19 protein-coding genes are annotated in these 18188 nt (G+C 40.0%); 1 reads left to right on the plus strand and 18 read right to left on the minus strand.

Features of this window, described 5'->3' with window-relative positions:
- Positions 1-9 precede the first annotated feature (9 nt).
- The 14 genes from QUG14_RS05060 to QUG14_RS05125 all read right to left on the minus strand — a co-directional run bounded on the left by QUG14_RS05060 (position 10) and on the right by QUG14_RS05125 (position 13012).
- Positions 10-888 carry a MurR/RpiR family transcriptional regulator gene (locus QUG14_RS05060; RefSeq protein WP_289339433.1) on the minus strand — a complete coding sequence of 293 codons (879 nt, stop codon included), beginning with the start codon at positions 886-888 and terminating at the stop codon, positions 10-12.
- A gap of 55 nt (positions 889-943) precedes the next feature.
- Positions 944-2089 carry a M20 peptidase aminoacylase family protein gene (locus QUG14_RS05065; RefSeq protein WP_289339435.1) on the minus strand — a complete coding sequence of 382 codons (1146 nt, stop codon included), beginning with the start codon at positions 2087-2089 and terminating at the stop codon, positions 944-946.
- A complete protein-coding gene (locus tag QUG14_RS05070; RefSeq protein ID WP_289339436.1) occupies positions 2086-2922 on the minus strand; it encodes a GNAT family N-acetyltransferase in 837 nt (278 codons plus the stop codon). Before QUG14_RS05070 ends, QUG14_RS05065 begins: the two co-directional genes overlap by 4 nt.
- A 383-nt stretch (positions 2923-3305) precedes the next feature.
- Positions 3306-3638, minus strand: a complete 333-nt coding sequence (locus QUG14_RS05075; RefSeq protein ID WP_289344071.1) for a VOC family protein — start codon at positions 3636-3638, stop codon at positions 3306-3308.
- Between the two features lie 311 nt (positions 3639-3949).
- Entirely contained in the window at positions 3950-4366 is a 417-nt protein-coding gene (locus QUG14_RS05080) for a group I truncated hemoglobin (RefSeq protein WP_289344072.1), read from the minus strand.
- Between the two features lie 299 nt (positions 4367-4665).
- Entirely contained in the window at positions 4666-4962 is a 297-nt protein-coding gene (locus QUG14_RS05085; protein WP_289339437.1) for a GNAT family N-acetyltransferase, read from the minus strand.
- Between the two features lie 32 nt (positions 4963-4994).
- Positions 4995-5405, minus strand: coding sequence for a hypothetical protein (locus QUG14_RS05090; protein ID WP_289339438.1), 411 nt, complete (start codon positions 5403-5405; stop codon positions 4995-4997).
- Positions 5406-6342: 937 nt separating this feature from the next.
- Entirely contained in the window at positions 6343-7815 is a 1473-nt protein-coding gene (locus tag QUG14_RS05095; protein WP_289339439.1) for an aldehyde dehydrogenase, read from the minus strand.
- Positions 7812-8012: a 2-hydroxymuconate tautomerase gene (locus QUG14_RS05100; RefSeq protein ID WP_289339440.1), complete on the minus strand. Its 201-nt coding sequence runs from the start codon at positions 8010-8012 to the stop codon at positions 7812-7814. The genes QUG14_RS05095 and QUG14_RS05100 overlap by 4 nt, the downstream gene beginning before the upstream one ends.
- Before the next feature lie 26 nt (positions 8013-8038).
- Entirely contained in the window at positions 8039-8830 is a 792-nt protein-coding gene (locus QUG14_RS05105; RefSeq protein ID WP_289339441.1) for a 2-keto-4-pentenoate hydratase, read from the minus strand.
- 427 nt (positions 8831-9257) lie between these two features.
- Positions 9258-10037, minus strand: a complete 780-nt coding sequence (locus tag QUG14_RS05110; protein WP_289339442.1) for a 2-keto-4-pentenoate hydratase — start codon at positions 10035-10037, stop codon at positions 9258-9260.
- A gap of 23 nt (positions 10038-10060) precedes the next feature.
- Complete coding sequence (dmpG, locus tag QUG14_RS05115) at positions 10061-11074, minus strand: 4-hydroxy-2-oxovalerate aldolase (protein WP_289339443.1); 1014 nt, start codon at positions 11072-11074, stop codon at positions 10061-10063.
- A complete protein-coding gene (locus QUG14_RS05120; RefSeq protein ID WP_289339444.1) occupies positions 11071-11982 on the minus strand; it encodes an acetaldehyde dehydrogenase (acetylating) in 912 nt (303 codons plus the stop codon). The genes dmpG and QUG14_RS05120 overlap by 4 nt, the downstream gene beginning before the upstream one ends.
- A 34-nt stretch (positions 11983-12016) precedes the next feature.
- Complete coding sequence (locus QUG14_RS05125; protein WP_289339445.1) at positions 12017-13012, minus strand: catechol 2,3-dioxygenase; 996 nt, start codon at positions 13010-13012, stop codon at positions 12017-12019.
- A 247-nt stretch (positions 13013-13259) separates the two neighbouring features.
- Here QUG14_RS05125 and QUG14_RS05130 point away from each other — a divergent pair, with 247 nt between their 5' ends.
- The gene (locus QUG14_RS05130) at positions 13260-14033 is read left to right on the plus strand and encodes an IclR family transcriptional regulator (RefSeq protein ID WP_289339446.1); all 774 of its coding nucleotides are present in this window, start codon (positions 13260-13262) and stop codon (positions 14031-14033) included.
- 7 nt (positions 14034-14040) lie between these two features.
- Here the strand turns inward: QUG14_RS05130 and QUG14_RS05135 are convergent, their stop codons facing one another.
- From QUG14_RS05135 to QUG14_RS05150, 4 genes are all read right to left on the minus strand, one after another.
- The gene (locus QUG14_RS05135; RefSeq protein WP_289339447.1) at positions 14041-14907 is read right to left on the minus strand and encodes an FAD synthetase family protein; all 867 of its coding nucleotides are present in this window, start codon (positions 14905-14907) and stop codon (positions 14041-14043) included.
- Positions 14908-14975: 68 nt separating this feature from the next.
- Complete coding sequence (locus QUG14_RS05140; protein WP_289339448.1) at positions 14976-15965, minus strand: catechol 2,3-dioxygenase; 990 nt, start codon at positions 15963-15965, stop codon at positions 14976-14978.
- A 36-nt stretch (positions 15966-16001) separates the two neighbouring features.
- The gene (locus QUG14_RS05145; protein ID WP_289339449.1) at positions 16002-16484 is read right to left on the minus strand and encodes a flavin reductase family protein; all 483 of its coding nucleotides are present in this window, start codon (positions 16482-16484) and stop codon (positions 16002-16004) included.
- 19 nt (positions 16485-16503) lie between these two features.
- Positions 16504-18015: a 4-hydroxyphenylacetate 3-hydroxylase family protein gene (locus tag QUG14_RS05150; RefSeq protein WP_289339450.1), complete on the minus strand. Its 1512-nt coding sequence runs from the start codon at positions 18013-18015 to the stop codon at positions 16504-16506.
- Positions 18016-18188: the final 173 nt, after the last annotated feature.

The raw sequence follows: 18188 nt of genomic DNA on the forward strand, positions 1-18188 counted from the left end.
AGAATAGACTTAAACGTCCATTTTCTCTTTTTTAGTAAATGGATAAAATTCACTACTATTTTGGCCATAATTCGCCATATGGTTTTGAACCTTGGGATTACTAGTTGCCGCGATACTTGTCACTAGCAAATTTAAGAGTGAAAACGTGGGTGTAATTCCTTTTAACGGGATTGGCGTCGGTGCAATGACCCTAAATAAGTAGTCAGCATACTGTCCAATTGGAGATAATCGATCATCTGTGATGGCAATAATACACGCTCCTTTTTTCTTAGCTGCCTTAACAAACGATAAGGTCTCCTGGATGTATCTTGGAAAGGAAATGGCGACCAGCACCGTGGTCTCATCTACCTTGGATAACAAATAATTTGCATCCTCTACTTCACCACGATATTGTGTAGTATTTCCAATCACGATATTCAAGGCATTCATGAACCAGCTCGCTGGACCATAGGAGGAACGGAATCCAAGGACAATTCGGTTGTCCGCTTCAATCAGTTTTCCAACGGCTTCTTGATATTGTTTGAAATCAATATCCTCTAAAGTGGCTTTCACATAGGCATTATCTTGTTCCATCACATATTGAATTAAGTTTGTATCCTTTAACGTATTGGACATAGCACGGAAATTTTCGATTGGGTTAGCGGGACTTGTCGAGTCTTCTAGTAAGCTCGTTTGAATCTCTTTTTGCAGCTCACTGAATCCCGAATATCCTAGGGTGTAGCATAACCGAATGACTGTTGTCTCACTCGTCCCACACGCTTGCCCAATTTGTTTTGCTGTTTGAAAAGCAACATCTCTTGGAAAATCCATTAAATGTTTTGCAATCATTTTTTGTCGCTTCGTCATGTTATTGTAGTTTTTTCTAATATTTTCTGTGTATTTTTCCATTTATGTGAACCCTTCTTTCAAGTTTACCTGTTTCTAGTTGCGATTCCTTAGGGGACTATGCCTTCTGCTCCAAAACCTTTACGAGTGCAAGGCTCAGGATTTTTACACCATTTAAAAGAGCGTCCAGATTAAAGCTCATATTGGGATGATGTAAGCCTGGTGATAGTCCTGTCCCAAGACCTACCATCGTTGCCTGCAGGTTCGGATACGTCATTTTGTAAAAATGGAAATCCTCTCCGCCTGGTGTAACGGGTGCCGGAACAATCCCCTCCTCTCCAAGCACTTGAACAATCACCTCTTTGACAAGATCCTCTAGCTCCGGGCTTGCTTCAGCAGCCACCATGGAGGCTCGTGGATCAAGCTTCACTTCGGCAAAATTGAAGGAACCGGCTGTCATCACTGCATGATGGACTTTTTCAAGCAATTCAGCCATCACTTCATTCCGATCTGCCCTTACATCAATACCAAATTCCGCAAAATCCGGGATGATATTGAGATTATTCCCACCAGCCTTGACCATCGTTACCTTAGCTGATGCTGATTCCATTGGATCCATTTTGATAGAATTGACAGCCTGAATGATAGCCGCTAGTGAGTCGGTAACATTTATGCCAAGATTCGGCCTTGACCCGTGTGCCTGCACGCCTTTTACTTCACCCATTATTAACGTAGCCGCTCCGTGATAGATAGCCGGTGAAGCTACTCCAAATGGCATTTCCTGAATCGGACGAACATGAAGACCAAACAGGTAATCGAGATCAGATATAACACCTGTTTCAATAATCGCTTTTGCTCCATGTCCAGACTCCTCAGCTGGTTGGAAAATAATTTTAATCAAGCCCTTCGGTTCAAACCCAATCTCCTTTAGACAAGTAATCGCATGAAGAACCGTTGTCATATGTCCATCGTGTCCACAGGAGTGATTTGCCTGCCATTTCCCATCCACAAGCTGCCATAATGCATCCATATCTGCTCTGATCCCGACTGTTGGTCCTTCCTCTTTATTTCCCCAATAACCCACTACTCCTGTATGGTTATTAAATGTTTCATATGGAATGCCCAATCTTTCTAGCTTCAAACACAGAAATTTTTTCGTCTCTATTTCCTTCCAGCTTACTTCGGCGTTTGTATGTAGATAATGATAAGTTGATTTAATGGTTTCTTCGTGCCCAGTAACCCAATCGTTTATTTCGTTAATCATCTCATCCCTCCACTTTTTTCTAGTATGTAAAAATGAATCTTGGAACCTAGTTCTCTTTGAACTCCAGTAATCATATAGCCGCCTGAAAACGCTTCACTTATCGCAGCTCGGACGGCATATCTCCATGCTAGTGCTACATCTGGATTTTGCTGCTTGATTATTTGCATATTTGAAGGGACTGGAACACGGTATCCGCCTTGACTCTCTATGATTTGTGTCTCGTGCGGTACTGGAGTTGGATACTCACAGGTTTGATGAAAGCTGAGGAGAGATTCATAGTTGGTTTCGGTTTGATTTTTGTATGCGCCAAGAATGGCAGCTTCCACTCGTTTTGAACAGATATCCCATTCAATTAACAAACGATCTGTTGGAAGTCCTTTATTCAATTTATCGTTCATCTCACCGTAATAAGAGGGAATATAGCGTTTCGAATATGCCCCTAACTTACAAACATTAAAATAACCATTTCTTATTTCTAATGGGTCATAGGTCCAAACCATTTTTTTGTATCCGTAATTCATTGCCCATTCTCTCTGCTTGATCTTAAGCTGGTAGCCAATTCCAGTATTCTGGTATTCTGGTAATATACCTGCCATATGAGAAATTAAATATGCCTCCCCATCCTTAAAGCCAGCGAAACCGTAGCAAAAACCCACTAACTGTTCTCCAGAAATGGCTCCAATCACAATCCCACCATTGTGAATGGAAGCTACTAGCTGTGGCTGAGGAGTCACAACCTCCGGACCCCAAATTTCAGTTTGGAGCTTGACAACCTTATAAACATCCTCTGACTCTTCAATTCTTTTATATGTAATTCCATTTAGCAAACCCATAGATTGCTAGCCCCCATTCTACGTCTTCTATTTCAAATTTACTAGCACATCATCCGATAGGTCTTTTTAGGGCGAAATTTCCAATTTTGAAGTTTATACTTTAATTTTCTATTTTTTCTGAAGTTTCAGCTTTTTTTATTATTATATATGACTCATTTCCACAAAACAACACAAAATTTAATTAAAATTCAAAATATTTTAAATATAATGAATTTTATTAGGAGGTCTATTTTACTACAGGTACGTTTAGGGTAAATCTCCATCCCCAAAATCAAAAATTTTGAAAACAAAAAAAACGTTTCTCAACGTCTTTTAATTAATTTGATAATGGTTAGAATTCCTGAATCAATATATTATGTTCCTCCAATATGGTCAGAAACTATTTATCGTTCCCGAATAAGATCATAAGTCGTTAGCTCAATTGTGTGGTCACTGGGATCATCAAAATAAATTGAATTGCAATTTTCATGTTCTAAAACTCTGAAAGATTTGCCTAAATTGGTCAAATCTATTTGTGCTTTATTGAAATTGAATTTGTCGACTCTAAAAGCAATGTGACGCATACCAACTGTATTTACTTTTTCATGTTTTACAGTTTGTTCATCATTAGGAAATAACGCCAGACAAGTAGATCCTGCACAAAGCATCATTGGCGGACCCTCCCATTCATTTTCATAACGCCTTTCCAAACCTAAAACATTTTGATACCAAGAAATGAAGAGTCCAGATTTTTGACAGCTATATCAATATGGTCAATTTGGTCTATATGAATCCTACAATAACATTTAGGTTCTATTTAAGCCACGCACGAAGTTTGCCAATTAATGTCCAACCGAAAAGAAGTGCTATGGAAAGCGGTTTTGGCTAGTCCCTAGACCCTAAAAATATCCATCAGAAAAACTATCAAAAGAATAAGGAAAACTGTGACAATTGCCAATCGAAAAGTGTTAAAAAAGATGCACACAGAAAAAGCTACCTTTAATGGTAACTCGTTCTTCTCCTCTAGGATATGTAAGCAGAATAACAATCATTTATACAATATATCGTCTCTTAATGACGCTACATTAGTTAAAGCTGTGTCTATGTCCGCTTCATTCACTCTAAAGTGAGCAAGAGCATCGTGAAGATGTTTTACAATAGCATTAAAATGTACTGGTTGCAGATTCATTCCTTGGTGAGCTTTTGTCATAGATTGACCAGAATATTGATTTGGACCGCCTAATGCAAAACTTATAAACTTTGTTTGATGTCGGCGTTGTTTTTCCATATCCGTTTCTATAAAAAAATGATTAACTGTTTCATCCTTCAGTACCAACTCGGAGTAAAAATAGTCCACAACTTTTGCAATCGCTTCTTCTCCTCCAACTTTTTCAAATAGTGTTTGTGTCGATTGGGCTTGAGATGACTTTTGTACTTGAGTTACGGCAGTTAAAGCAGACGAAATTTCGTTTGATGCCTGTTTAATCGCTTCCTGGGCGAGTATAGGGTCGGAATTTGCCTTTTCAATTGCTTTTGTTAATAATTCCTGCGTGAGAGTTACATTTGCTTTTGCTTGATTTAGTTGATTTACATCGATTTGAGTCATGAGGATCTCTCCTTTAATATTGAATTACTTCTATATCATCACCTTGCATTTAATTTTTATTAAAGGAATAATCTTCCTGAAAATAGTAAAAGTGTTTGTTACTTTTAAGTTTTAATTCTTAAACTAGGTTAAAAATAAAATTATTAATTTCATTGTTTCTATTTAAATAGGATATGGACTGAATCCATAATCGCTTCATATCCAATTTGAATATAAATTTTATTTGAAATAGGATTACTAATATCAGTGTATAAACTTGTTGTTTTATAACCTCGATCTAACAAGTTTTGAGTGAAAGCTGAAACACAATAAGAGGCATAGCCCTTTTTTCTTTCAGCAATCGGTGTGTAAACATAGCTGATTGTAATATTCCTTTTGGTTGGACGTATAGCATATGCCATGGAAACCAACTTACCATTCATTTCCCATGCTACTAAATTTCCTTTATAAATCATTTCATTTGTTTTTTTGATAGCTTCTACTAAACTTATAGGTTGATTAACCTCATTACAAAAATGATACACCAATCTTTAATAGTGTTATGATCCTTTTCTTCAACTTTCCGAAGTTTTCCCTTTGTTTTTGTGTTTTTCTTAACTTTTTCTAGCTTATAAATTTTTTGGTTCATTTGGACATGTGCATGAATCCCTTTTATATCCGCAATATAAAAAGCTAGTTCAGTAGATAATACTTTTTCCCCTACAAAGCCAGGTATTTCTTGAATTGTGTTATTCAGTTTTTCTCCTATAACCTGTATTTCGTGTGATGTAAAAGGAACAGATTTTGAAAAGATAATTTGACTACGATGTGTTTGAAGTAAGGTTAATCCTATGTCGTCGTCTTTTATTACAGCAGCCATCAAAAAAGGACTTTCATCTTTTTCGGTTAAAGATTGCAAAACACCTAAAGCTAAATTGTTTCAGCTTCATCTTTTTCTAAGAATGGGATCACATCTTTCTTAAATAATGTAAGATCATCATACTTCACTAGTTTTATCAAACTAACCATCCCCTTTGTTTAGTTCTAGGATCATTAAAAGTATTTCTAAAAAAATACTCTTGAAAAACTAAATTATGTATCCTTTATTGAGTATATGGAAAAATCCGGTGTAAATTTAAATGACTTTTTGCGGTTTTTACAACAACATTTTTCAATTTACATCTATAGCAAAAATGAGCTTATAAATGGAAGTCAATTCACTCTCTCCAATTTACATACAATATTTCGGTCAAAATATGTTCATACAAATATGTTTTTAATCAAGAATGTAAATAATCTAATAGATTTATTACAGCTTTCTTCGGCTTCCTAGGATTTAGAACGGTCATTGGTTTAAGGATGCTCGTTTTTTTTTTGACAATCAAATCGATTGTTTGCGATTCTTTTTTAATTGTCTTTTACTTGCAACACAAGATTATCATTAAATTTAACAGGAAAAATAGGAAAAATGTAATTTGAAATGAGACTCTTATGGAAGCAACAGATTTTTAGAATCCCACTTCTTGTTTTTGGTCCATAAAAAGAGGGTATACCCCTACCTTTTTACAACTGTCATCCTATACATAGATAGTTACATTACAAACAACCTCATCAACTTTATACGAAAATTTTATTGAACAGTTATGCACAAGTCTAGGGATATTATAGTTTCCTAAACGACGAGAAAAGCCAATGATTCTAACAAAATCATTGGCTTTTCCATTCTCTAATTAAGAAACTTTTTATTAAAATTCCAATAGGTATTTACTTCACTATATTCTTATAAAAATATATATTCTTTGTTGTGCATTCTCTTTTATGATTATATCTACACCATTGTCCACGAATAGTTCCACCTATTTCAAAGCAATACAAATATTTTTCGCTTCTGTGAAAAATTCCAAACTGTGATGGCCGCCTTCACGTCCAACTCCGCTCTTTTTGAAACCACCGAATGGAGCCCGAAGATCACGAACAAACCAGCAGTTGACCCAAATTGTACCGGCACGAACAGAATGTGAAATCCGGTGAGCACGCTGGAGATTTTCTGTCCAAACAACACCATTCAATCCGTATTCTGTATCATTGGCAATACGAAGTGCTTCTTCTTCGGTATCAAATGGGATGATCGTCACGATTGGGCCAAAGATTTCTTCTTGGCAAATACGAGACTTAGGATTTTCTTGAAGATACACAGTAGGCTCCAGATAGTAGCCATCTTGTAAATACTCCGGTAAATCTGGACGTTTTCCACCACAAATCAAGGTGGCATTTTCTTCTTTGGCAATTTCAAGATAACTCGATACCTTCTTATAATGCTCTTCACTTACCACTGGTCCCATTTTCGTTTCTACATTTTGTGGATCGCCGACTTTTAGTTCTGTTGCGGCTTTCTTAAATCTCTCAAGGAACTCATTTAGGATCGTGCGTTGTACCAAGATTCTTGATCCTGCTAAACAGACTTGCCCAGAATTCATGAACGCTGCATGAATCGAAACAGGAATTGCTTTATCAAGATTGGCATCTTCGAACACAATATTTGCCGCTTTTCCGCCTAATTCAAAGGAAACCTTCTTTAACGTGTCAGCACCGCTTTTCATAATTCTCTTTCCTGTAGCCGTCGAGCCCGTGAAGGAAACGAGATCTACTTCAGGATGGGTGGTCAGCGCCGTTCCAACCACTCCGCCTAGACCATGAACCACATTGACTACGCCATCTGGAATACCTGATTCTTTCGCAATTTCTCCAAGAAGGGAAACAGACAGTGGAGTCATTTCAGCTGGTTTAATCACAGCTGTATTTCCCGCCGCAAGACAAGGACCAAGCTTCCAAGTAGTCAGCATAAACGGAACATTCCAAGGAGTAATGAGTGCAGCAACTCCAACTGGTTCGTAGCGAGTATAGTTTAAATACTCTTCGCCCATGGGATACACTTCTCCACCTTGCTGCTCCATGAAGTCGGCAAAGAATTTAATATTGTTTGCAGCGCGTGGAACCTCATGGTGGACCGTTGATTGATATGGTTTTCCGACATCGGTCGCATCTAAGCGAGCAATTTCTTCTCTTCGCTCAAGGATGATTTCAGACATACGACGAAGCTTGGCACAGCGCTCCGCTACTGTCATCGTTCTCCAAGGACCACTTTCAAAAGCGTCCCGTGCAATCCGGCAAGCACGATCCACATCTTCTTGTGAGGCTTCACTAACCTTTGCAATGATCTCCTGTGTCGCAGGATTTTTCACTTCAAACGTAGCACCATCGCTTGCTTTTACATATTCACCGTTTATATAAAGACCTACTTCTCTAACGCCTGTCTGAACGTTTGTCATTTTGAAACCTCAATTCTCTTTTTAACTGATTCTCCAGCGATGCCCCAATGTTCAGGCTCTAGTTCATTGATCATCACACGCACACTTTGAATAGGAGCATCTAACACATCTGATACCAAGTCAGAAACTTCTCTTATTAATCGTTCCTTTTTTTCAGGTGATCTGCCTTTAAGAATATTAATCTGAATAAATGGCATAAAAACCTCTCCCTTTGCTTTGAAGTTTATTCCGTAAATACCGCCTCAACACTGCCTAGGCCATCAAACCCAGCGGTAAAATGGTCACCAGCTTCTATTTTAATAGCAGCGGATAAGGAACCGCTTAATACGACTTCTCCTGGTTGAATACTCTGACCAACTTTGGATAACCGATTGGCTAACCAAGCAATGGCTCTCGCTGGATGCCCCATTACCGCTGCACCAGCGCCTGTCGCAACAACTTCTCCGTTTTGTCTAAACACCATTCCTATCAATTTCAAATCGAAATCCTTCGGTGAATAGAATCTTTCGCCGATAATAAAGCGGGAGGAAGATGAGTTATCTGCGACCGCGTCAGGTAAGGTAAAGTTGAACCCATGGAAGCGGCTGTCAATGATTTCAACTGCAGGTGCAATATATTCCGTTGCATGAAGTACATCCGCTACGGTTACATGCGGACCTTTTAATTCTTTATTAAAAATAAAGGCAATTTCTGGCTCGAGCTTGGCATGGATAAAAGGTGTAAGTGAAATCTTTTCTCCTTCAAAGAGCTGCATGCTTTCAAGCAAAACCCCGTAAGATGGTTCATGGACACCCATCATTTCTTGTTTCGCTTTGCTCGTTAATCCGAGTTTTCGGCCAATCCTTTTAGTGTTTTCTTCTTTACATTTCATATCGACTAAGCGTTCTTGCACTTGATAAGCTAACGCTTCGTTCAGTTCAGGGTAGGCATCAACGAACTTACCTACAGCTTTTTTCTGTTTTTCTGCCAGGTAAAGTTCATAAGCTATTTGCTCAATTACATCCGTTTTAATCATGTTATCACCTAGTTTCTTTTGATTTCCCATCTTTACGTTACGGGGTCAAGTCCCGCGCCGATCAATTCTCGTTTATTCTTAAAGCTTTGTTAAGGTCTGATGTTGATTGTTCGTGCGCAAATCGTTATGAAGGACATATCTCAATGGGAAACCTTAAGATTTGTCTTTCATCAACCTTATGAAGGACTAATCTCATTGAGGAATCATCTGATTTGTCTTTCATCACCACAATGAAGGACTAATCTCAAAGAGGAATCCTCTGATTTGTCTTTCATCAACCTTATGAAGGACTAATCTCAACGAGGAATCCTCTGATTTGTCTTTCATCACCACAATGAAGGACAAATTTCAATAATGAATCATCTGATTTGTCCTTCATCGACAACTACATCGCTGCACTATCAATCAACAATGTAAATTAGCATTGCTATTTTATAAATGATGCCGTGACTGAACCAATATGGGCAAACTCCGCCGTAAACGTATCATTTGCCTCTACTTCAATCGCACTGGTTAAAGCACCTGAAAGAATGATTTCCCCTGATTTAAGAGAAACATCGTATTTCCCTAATGAATTCGCCAGCCACGCGACCGAACGAAGTGGATTTCCAAGGACGGCTGCCCCAGCTCCTGAATCAATCATTTCCCCGTTTCGATAAGCGACCATCCCAATATGAGTGAGATCTAAGCCATCAAGCTTTGTCGGTTTCCCGCCTATAATCGCACTGGCGGAAGATCCATTGTCTGCGACTGTATCTTCAAACTTGATCTTCCAATCCTCAATCCGGCTATCAATCACTTCAATGGCCGGAACGATATATTCTGTCGCCTCGATGACATCAAGGATGGAAACATTCGGTCCTTTTAAATCCTTTTTTAAAATAAAAGCAATTTCAAATTCTACTTTCGGTTGAATATATTGTCCAAGTGAAATCGCTTCACCTTCGACAACCATCATGTCGGCTAACAAATGACCGTAATCAGGCTGTTTTACACCAAACATATTTTGAATCGCTTTGCTTGTTGCGCCAATTTTTTTACCAACAATAATTCCGCCATTTGCAACTTTTCTACGGATAATCTCTAACTGCGTATGATATGCCTCATCAACGGTAATCCCTGGGTAAGAAACCGTTAACGGCTGGATAACCTGCTTTGTTTCCTCTGTTTCCAAAAGATGAGTGGCAGCTTCTTGAATAATCGACACACCTATCTCCTCCTGACCTGGCACTAAACTGTTAACCCCTTTTTCTCTGCTAGTTCAACCGCTACATCTAAAATCCAGTCCTCTTGGCCTGCAACCGCTTGCCTTTTACCAAGCTCTTCCATTATTTCCGATACCCCAACACCAAACTTTTCTGCAGCGTGTTTAACATGTAATAAAAAGCTGTTATACACTCCGGCATACCCACTTGATAGGTTACCGCGATCAATCACGATCGGTGATTGCATAAGCGGTGCTACCTTTTCCTCTGCGGCATCCATTAAAATTGCTAGGTTGATTCCAGTTTCGATTTTCATTTTATTCAGTACTGCAACAAGAACCTCCGTTGGCGCATTTCCAGCTCCCGCTCCTAGTCCTCTTAGCGTTCCGTCAATTTGATCGGCACCTGCTTCTAGTGCCGTTATGGTATTGCCAATGGCCAAGCCAAGGTTATTATGAGCGTGGAAACCAACTTGAATGGTCAAGTTTTCTTTTAAAGCAGACACTCTTTCGCGAACGCCGCTTTGAACAAGAGCACCTGCAGAGTCAACCACATATACGCAATCGGCACCATATGATTCCATTAACTTTGCCTGCTCCACAAGCACACTTGCAGGCTGTGTATGAGACATCATGAGGAAACCAACTGTTTCAAGACCTAATTCTTTCGCTAAACGGAAGTACTGCTCGGTCACATCTGCTTCCGTACAATGAACCGCAATCCGGAGCACCGAAACGCCAAGTTCAGCCGCTTCTCTTAACTCCTTGCTCGTCCCAATCCCCGGAACGAATAGTGAAGCAATTTTAGCCTGTTTCGCCGTTTCCACCGCCACTTTAATCAAGTCATATTCGGAATGAGTAGAGAATCCTTGCTGAATCGTCGATCCGTTTAAGCCAGAACCATGGCTCACTTCAATTACAGGAACACCGGATTCATCTAAATCTTTTACAATGGAACGTACCTGTTCAGGAATATAACTATGGCTAACGGCATGATCGCCATCTCGTAGGGTTGTATCTGTCAGTCTAGGAATCTTCATCGTGTTACCTCCTTAGCAGAAAGAAAATGTGCGGCATAGACATCACCGACTCGGTAAGCGGAGGCAGTCATGATATCTAAATTCCCGGCATAGGTAGGGAAGAAATCTCCCGCTCCAACTACTTCATTCATGATGACCACCGTTGGCAAGCGGCCCCATGGAGTTTCACGATAATCAACAAATGGCGTACCTTTTAAACGATAGCCTGGAACATAGCTAGAAATCTCAGCTGCAATCGATTGAACCGACTCAATGACCGCTGCCTCATCAAATTCTTCTTTAATCACTACATAGACGGAATTCGTCATATTAATAGGCGGCTGCGCTGGATTAAAAACAGGAATGGCTCTCGCAATTTTCGCTCCACCAATTTGTTGAACCGCATTTGCCGTTGTGCGAACAAATTCATCGACATTTTGTCTTGTTCCCGGTCCAATCGATAGACTAGCCGCTGTCGCAATAACTTCTGCATAATGAACAGGTACTACGCGATTGACGGCGTGGACAAGTGGTGTCGTCGCCTGACCGCCGCAAGAAATCAAGTTAACGTTCATTGCTTCAAGATGATCATGTAAATTAACGGTTGGCACGACAAACGGTCCAATCGCTGCCGGAGTCATATCAACGGCTAATTTCCCTTGTTCTTGTAGTGCTTGCGCATTCAATTTATGGGCTTTCGCACTTGTTGCATCAAACACAATCTTAATCTCTGGATCTTCCAGAATCGGATCAATTCCATGATGGCTAACGGCAATTCCTTTTTCTTTCGCTCTCGCTAGACCTTCAGAATTTGGGTCAATTCCTGACACCAAGGCTAACTCCATGTTTCCATCATTTTTTAAAATTTTATACATCAAGTCTGTTCCTATATTACCCGATCCTAAAATCGCTGCTTTTATTTTCGTCAAGACCCTCACACCTCGCTTTCTAGTAATCAATGAATTAAGGTTTTACAACTTCTTTTTCAACTGCTTCACTAACGGTTAGTGGTGTTCCTTGGGTCCACCAGGATACTGGGAATTCAGTTCCAATCCAAGTATCGCCGTTGCCAGGAACGTCCTTCATTTCCCAAATCACTGGCTTCCAAGCTGGATCACTAATGATATAGCCTGCATCTCCGAACAATTCGATGCGGTTGCCGCCTGGTTCAATCACATACATACAGAATGCTTGGGAAACCCCATGCTTATTAGGTGGAACTTCAATTTTAAAATCATGATCTTTAAGGAGATCAGCCACGTCATAAAGATTTTGCGGAATGCCGTACCAGTAGCATAGATGATGAAGCTTTCCTTTCACGCCAGTAGGCTCTTGCATATACGCAATTTCATGGACAAGATTGGAGACACTGATCCAACTTCCCAGGACATGACCATTATCTTGAATTTGCTCTCTTAAACGGAAGCCAAGATTGTCGATTAAAAAGTTCGTATCAACTCCAGGATTGGAAGTCATTAGATTGATATGATCCAAGCGTCGAACCGGTACCCCGCGATCTGGGCGTTTAGATGGACGGTTTAATAGTTTTGAGCGCTGCTCCTCTGAAACATTGTAATATTCTACGTCCCAAAGAATTTCCATTAAATGACCATCAGGAGTAGTAAATTGATACGCTTTTCCATGACCGATATCTCCGTCGATCCATCCTTTTCCAAATCCCGTTTTTTCAATTTCTTCTACACGGCGCTGTAGTGCTTGAGGGGATGTTGCACGCCAGGCAACATGACCAACCCCTGCTTCTTTTGATTCAGTGATTTTTAATGTATTATGGTAAAAATCTTCATAAGCACGAAGGAAAACGGATCCTCCAGAACGAGCCGTTACTTCCATTCCTAGAAATCTAGTAAAAAATTCAACAGATTGTTCTAGTTTTGGAGAAAGAATCTCCACGTGTGCGAGTTGTGCTACATCAAAAATTGGTTCTTTAAAAATAGTCATGTCCGGTCCTCCTACATTTTCCTTTTTATTTTTTTAGTTTTTGTAAAACATAAACAACTATATTGACGAAATATATTGAATAGTGATACCGTTTTCATTATATTCGGTATCAAATTCATCTTCATTTGTCGAAAACCTGATGTATGCTATCATCTTAAGGGGATGGCAAGATTCTCACAACGACCATGTCCCTTTATGCGGGACATTTTCTGAATTTTTTATATCTTTTTTATACTCGGAGGAAAAAATGATACAAGAACAAGAAAAGCTGCTCTCTTCTGTAAAAAATGCCATTCGAATCCTGCGTGCTTTTAAAATGGATCAACCACAAAAAGGGGTACGTGAGCTGGCGAAAGAGCTTGGATTAGGAAAAAGTAGTGTCCAAAGAATTCTTACAACGCTTGCATCTGAAGGTTTAGTGAATAAAAATAAAGAGACCAATAAATTTGAGCTAGGTCTCTCCGTTGTTGAATTAAGCTCCATTGTCCTAGGCAACATCGATCTGCATACAGAATCACGTCCGATTCTAACCGACCTTGCTAATAAATGTGGGGAAACCGCCCACCTGGCAATCCTAGATGGAAATCATGTGGTCTATTTAGACAAAGTTGAAAGTAAAACTTCGAATAAAGTACCCTCTCACTTAGGATTGCATAATTATGCTCACTGTACGAGTTCAGGAAAGCTTATTCTTGCCCATAGCGGTAAACATCTGGTCGATCTTGTGATTCAAAATGGCCTCGATCCGATCACAGCGAATACGATCACAGACCCAGATGTGTTCCGTGAAGAATTGAACACAATCTTAAAGAACGGCTATTCCGTTAGTGTCGATGAATATACAATTGGACGGACATCCGTGTCAGCTCCAGTGAGAGACCATACTGGAAAAGTCATTGCTGCTATTAATCTAGTAGGACCTAATTCACGAATCTCCAAACTACGGATTCAGTATTTTGCGAGCGAATTAATCCATTCCGGAAACCTAATTTCCGAGAGACTGGGTTACTGGAAAAGGTAATTTACCCTCACAGACCCACTAAAGATGAGCTGAAAAAGACTTGTCTTGGAACTTCTTCGTGAACAAACTTTTTAGGCAAAACTCTCTTCCAAGAAAGTCGAACATTTTCCCATTCATAATAAGGAAATCCTTGCCCTTGAAGTAAAGTAATCCTCCCGTCATGAACGACCGCGATATGCGTGGTCGTCTCCGGGTGAAGGTTTACGGTAACCTCATACCAACCTGGAGGCGGAAGCAAATAATGCGGCTGGAGTAAGACCTCCGTATGTTTTTTACGGAAAACAATTCTGCCCTCACTTTGATAATCATTTCCTAAATACGAAGCGATCCTTTCCATTTCACCAGCCAAAACCAGATGACGAATGAGAGTAGAACTGATTTTTTCGCCTTCCCACTCTATTTTATCCACCTTGATTCCCTCAATTTTTCCATCTGAGTCACTTTTCAGGGTATCCATGTTGCCTTCTCCACTGTGTCCATATGTAAAGTCAAAACCTGCTACCACCTGTTTTGCTCCAAAGCCCAGAAGATAGGTTTGAACAAATTCCCTTGGAGATAACGCAGCAAATTCTTTCGTAAACTCAATCAAATAAAAATAATCTGCCCCTAATTTTTCAAAAATCCTACGTTTATCGTTCATTGGCATAAGATAAGGGATGATTTTTTCCCCGTTTGAAAGGACTTCTTTCGGATGGGGGAAAAAACTCATAATCACCAAAGGGAGTTCTTGTTCTTCCGCAGCACTTTTTGCCTCTTTTATCACCTGTTGATGACCTAAATGAACTCCATCAAAAAATCCTAGAGCCACCACACAGGGCTTTGTTCGTAAAAGAGTTTGTTCGCGGTTGTTGCTCGTCACATGAATGAATTCCAAGATAGCTCCCTCCAGTTTTCACAAAATTTATGGACTACTTTCGTAATTAAAAGTCCTCTATCAATCTATTATGACTTCACGACTTCCTCTGTTTTCACTGGTGTGAGCGGTGTTCCCTGCGTCCACCATGATTGTGGGAAATCGGTTCCAATCCAAGTGTCGCCATTGCCAGGAACGTCCTTCATATCCCAAACCACCGGCTTCCATGCTGGATCCGTTATGATATAACCAGCATCTCCGAATAATTCGATGCGGTTTCCGCCTGGTTCAATCACATACATACAGAACGCTTGGCTGACTCCATGCTTATTCGGAGGAACTTCAATTTTAATACCATGGTCTTTAAGCAAATCTGCCACATCATAAAGATTTTGAGGAATTCCATACCAGTAGCAAAGATGATGCAGCTTACCTTGAACTCCGTTAGGCTCTTGCATATAGGCTATTTCGTGAACGAGGTTGGAAACACTAATCCAACTGCCCAGCACATGGCCATTATCTTGAATTTGCTCCCTTAATCGAAATCCGAGTGTATCGAGCATAAAATCCGTATCGGCTCCTGGATTCGAAGTCATGAGATTAATATGATCTAGGCGGCGAACCGGCACGCCACGATTTGGGCGTTTGGATGGTCGATTTAATAGTTTCGATCTTAGGCCTTCTTCCACGTGGTAATACTCAACGTCCCAAAGTATTTCCATTAAATGACCATCAGGATTTGTAAATTGGTATGCCCTTCCATGTCCGATATCGCCATCAATCCAGCCTTTGCCTAATCCTGTCTTTTCAATTTCCTCCACACGACGCTCCAGTGCTTGCGGAGACGTGGCACGCCAAGCAACATGGCCGACCCCCGCTTGTTCGGATTTTGTAATGATTAACGTGTTGTGATAGAAATCCTCATAAGCACGAAGGTACACGGATTTTTCAGTACGAGCCGTTACTTCCATTCCTAGAAATCTTGTAAAAAATTCAACAGATTTTTCAAGCTTCGGAGAAAGTAGTTCCACATGAGCAAGCTGTGCTACATCAAAAATTGGTTCCTGGTAAGAAGTCATGGTAATCCTCCTATTAGATATATTGGTTGAAATAGACTACTTATTTGCTAGACTCACTTGAGGTGATAAAGAGCGATATTGTCCATTAAAGAACATGAGCGGTTCTCCCTCTTCAAGCTTAATACCGAGGACCTTGCCGATAAATAAGGTATGGTCTCCTTCGATATGTTCACTTACCACTTCGCATGCTACCTGCGCGATGGCTTCTGTTAAAACAGGGAGTCCAGCTAAATCATCGAAATTGATTTCTCTTTTTTCCTTTATTTGACCAGCAAAGATCATTGAATATTCTTGCTGCTCTCCCGATAAAATATTGACAGCAAATTTTTTACTTTTCTTGATTTTTTCGAGCATTTGCGCTCTTTCTCCGATGGAAATCACCACTAGCTTTGGATCTAGAGAGACCGACATGAAGGCATTAGCCGTCATGCCGTGCACCTCTCCTTCTACTTCAGTCGTAATGACCGTGACACCGGTAGCGAATTTTCCCATAGCTTGGCGAAATTGACGATCATCCATTCTGGTTCCTCCTAATAAACTATTTGATAACCGCTTCTTTTTCCGATGTACCTGCCCAGGTTTTGTTTGTCCAACCATTAAGGTCATAATCGCTTAATGCAGACTCAACGAATGCTTTTTGCTGATCAGCAGCACCTGTTGCCTCAAAATGGAATAACGCTTCCATATTGATGTTTTCATGGTTTCCACCATAGTTGACTTCATATAGTTCATGACGGCCACCAAACTCTGTGCCGATCGTATCCCAAACCATTTTCAATAATTTCACACGTTCTTCAGCAGTAATTCCTGTTCCGCGGTAATACGTGTCCAAGTAAGGTTTTAAATCTTCATTGAGGAAATCTTTTGAACTAGAAGGCAATTGAATTAACCCACCGGCCACGACTTGCTCAAAGATATTTTTTATCTTCACCCAAGCCAATGGAGCTAACGCGCGATAAGCGGAACTTGAGTAAGAGTTTGGAATCACTAAACCGTTTGGCCCTTTTTCAGGATCGGTTGCCATGGCGGTAGAAAGACCCCAGAACATATTTCGTAACGCGACTACTTCGCCAATCTTTGCCTGAACCCCACGGAAATCTTTCGTTCCTGCTCCTTCCGTTGCTTTCAATAACAGCCCGGTCATAAAATCTAATTTTACAGCGAGACGTGTACAACCATGGAAAGTATAGCGCGGAATGAAACCGCTTACTTTTGCAAAGTTATTCGAAACCTCAATATTTCGATAAGCCAACACATTTTCCCAAGGGATGAATACATTATCGAGCACAATTACCGCATCATTTTCATCAAAGCGGCTAGATAACGGATAATCAAATGGAGTTCCGTTTTTGGATGCATTTAATTCGTAGGATTGGCGGCTAATCATGCTAAGGCCTTCAGCATTCATCGGCACGAAGAAGATCAGTGCATGACTATCATCGCCCCCGCCTAAATCTTTTGGTCCATAGTTCGCTACAAAGTTATAATGAGTTAAGGCTGATGCTGTTCCAACCATTTTGGCACCGCTTACAATAATTCCGTCATCGCGCTCCGCAACTGCACGAACAAAGACATCTTTATTCTCGTGTAAAGGTTTTGAACGATCCACTTGCGGATTAATGATTGTATGATTAATGAATGGTACTTCCTTTGTTGATTTTTTGTACCATGCCAATGCATTGTCTTCAAAACCTTTATAAAAATGACCAAACGCATTTAGGTGTCCAGTGAAAGAAGCTTTGTAGTCAGGGGTACGTCCCATAAATCCATAGCTTAGCTTTGCCCACTGAGCAATGGCATCTCTTGCCTCTAGTAAATCCTGAGAACTAGTAGGAGTTTTGAAAAATTTATGTGTTCTGTCTCCAAATTCGGTTGTTGTAGTTAAGATATCACGAGTAGCTGGATCATGAAGAGCATCGTACATTCTCGCATATGAGCGTGCAGAATTACGATAAGCGGGATGCGTGGTAACATCTTTAATTTTTTCACCGTTTAAATAAACAGCCCTGCCATCATTGAGACTTTCCAAATATTCTTTACCTGTGTACATTTCTTCAACTCCATTCTTAGACTAGTACGATTTTGAAATGTGATTAATCTCTCAATCACTAGTTTTATCATAATTTATCTGAAAATTCTTAACAATGACACAAGATGATAGAAAACGTAGCAAATACTACTACTTTGTGTCAGTCTCACAAAAAAAAGCCAGACAACCCTACA

Source organism: Neobacillus sp. CF12, assembly GCF_030348765.1.
In the GTDB taxonomy this organism is placed as follows: Bacteria; Bacillota; Bacilli; order Bacillales; family Cytobacillaceae; genus Neobacillus.

Bases quoted from the DNA above. Each gene is read 5' to 3' on its own strand.
- QUG14_RS05060 (WP_289339433.1), bottom strand. From the start codon at position 888: ATGGAAAAATACACAGAAAATATTAGAAAAAACTACAATAACATGACG.
- QUG14_RS05065 (WP_289339435.1), bottom strand. From the start codon at position 2,089: ATGATTAACGAAATAAACGATTGGGTTACTGGGCACGAAGAAACCATT.
- QUG14_RS05070 (WP_289339436.1), bottom strand. From the start codon at position 2,922: ATGGGTTTGCTAAATGGAATTACATATAAAAGAATTGAAGAGTCAGAG.
- QUG14_RS05085 (WP_289339437.1), bottom strand. From the start codon at position 4,962: ATGATTTATAAAGGAAATTTAGTAGCATGGGAAATGAATGGTAAGTTG.
- QUG14_RS05095 (WP_289339439.1), bottom strand. From the start codon at position 7,815: ATGACAAACGTTCAGACAGGCGTTAGAGAAGTAGGTCTTTATATAAAC.
- QUG14_RS05100 (WP_289339440.1), bottom strand. From the start codon at position 8,012: ATGCCATTTATTCAGATTAATATTCTTAAAGGCAGATCACCTGAAAAA.
- QUG14_RS05105 (WP_289339441.1), bottom strand. From the start codon at position 8,830: ATGATTAAAACGGATGTAATTGAGCAAATAGCTTATGAACTTTACCTG.
- dmpG (WP_289339443.1), bottom strand. From the start codon at position 11,074: ATGAAGATTCCTAGACTGACAGATACAACCCTACGAGATGGCGATCAT.
- QUG14_RS05125 (WP_289339445.1), bottom strand. From the start codon at position 13,012: ATGACTATTTTTAAAGAACCAATTTTTGATGTAGCACAACTCGCACAC.
- QUG14_RS05130 (WP_289339446.1), top strand. From the start codon at position 13,260: ATGATACAAGAACAAGAAAAGCTGCTCTCTTCTGTAAAAAATGCCATT.
- QUG14_RS05140 (WP_289339448.1), bottom strand. From the start codon at position 15,965: ATGACTTCTTACCAGGAACCAATTTTTGATGTAGCACAGCTTGCTCAT.
- QUG14_RS05145 (WP_289339449.1), bottom strand. From the start codon at position 16,484: ATGGATGATCGTCAATTTCGCCAAGCTATGGGAAAATTCGCTACCGGT.
- QUG14_RS05150 (WP_289339450.1), bottom strand. From the start codon at position 18,015: ATGTACACAGGTAAAGAATATTTGGAAAGTCTCAATGATGGCAGGGCT.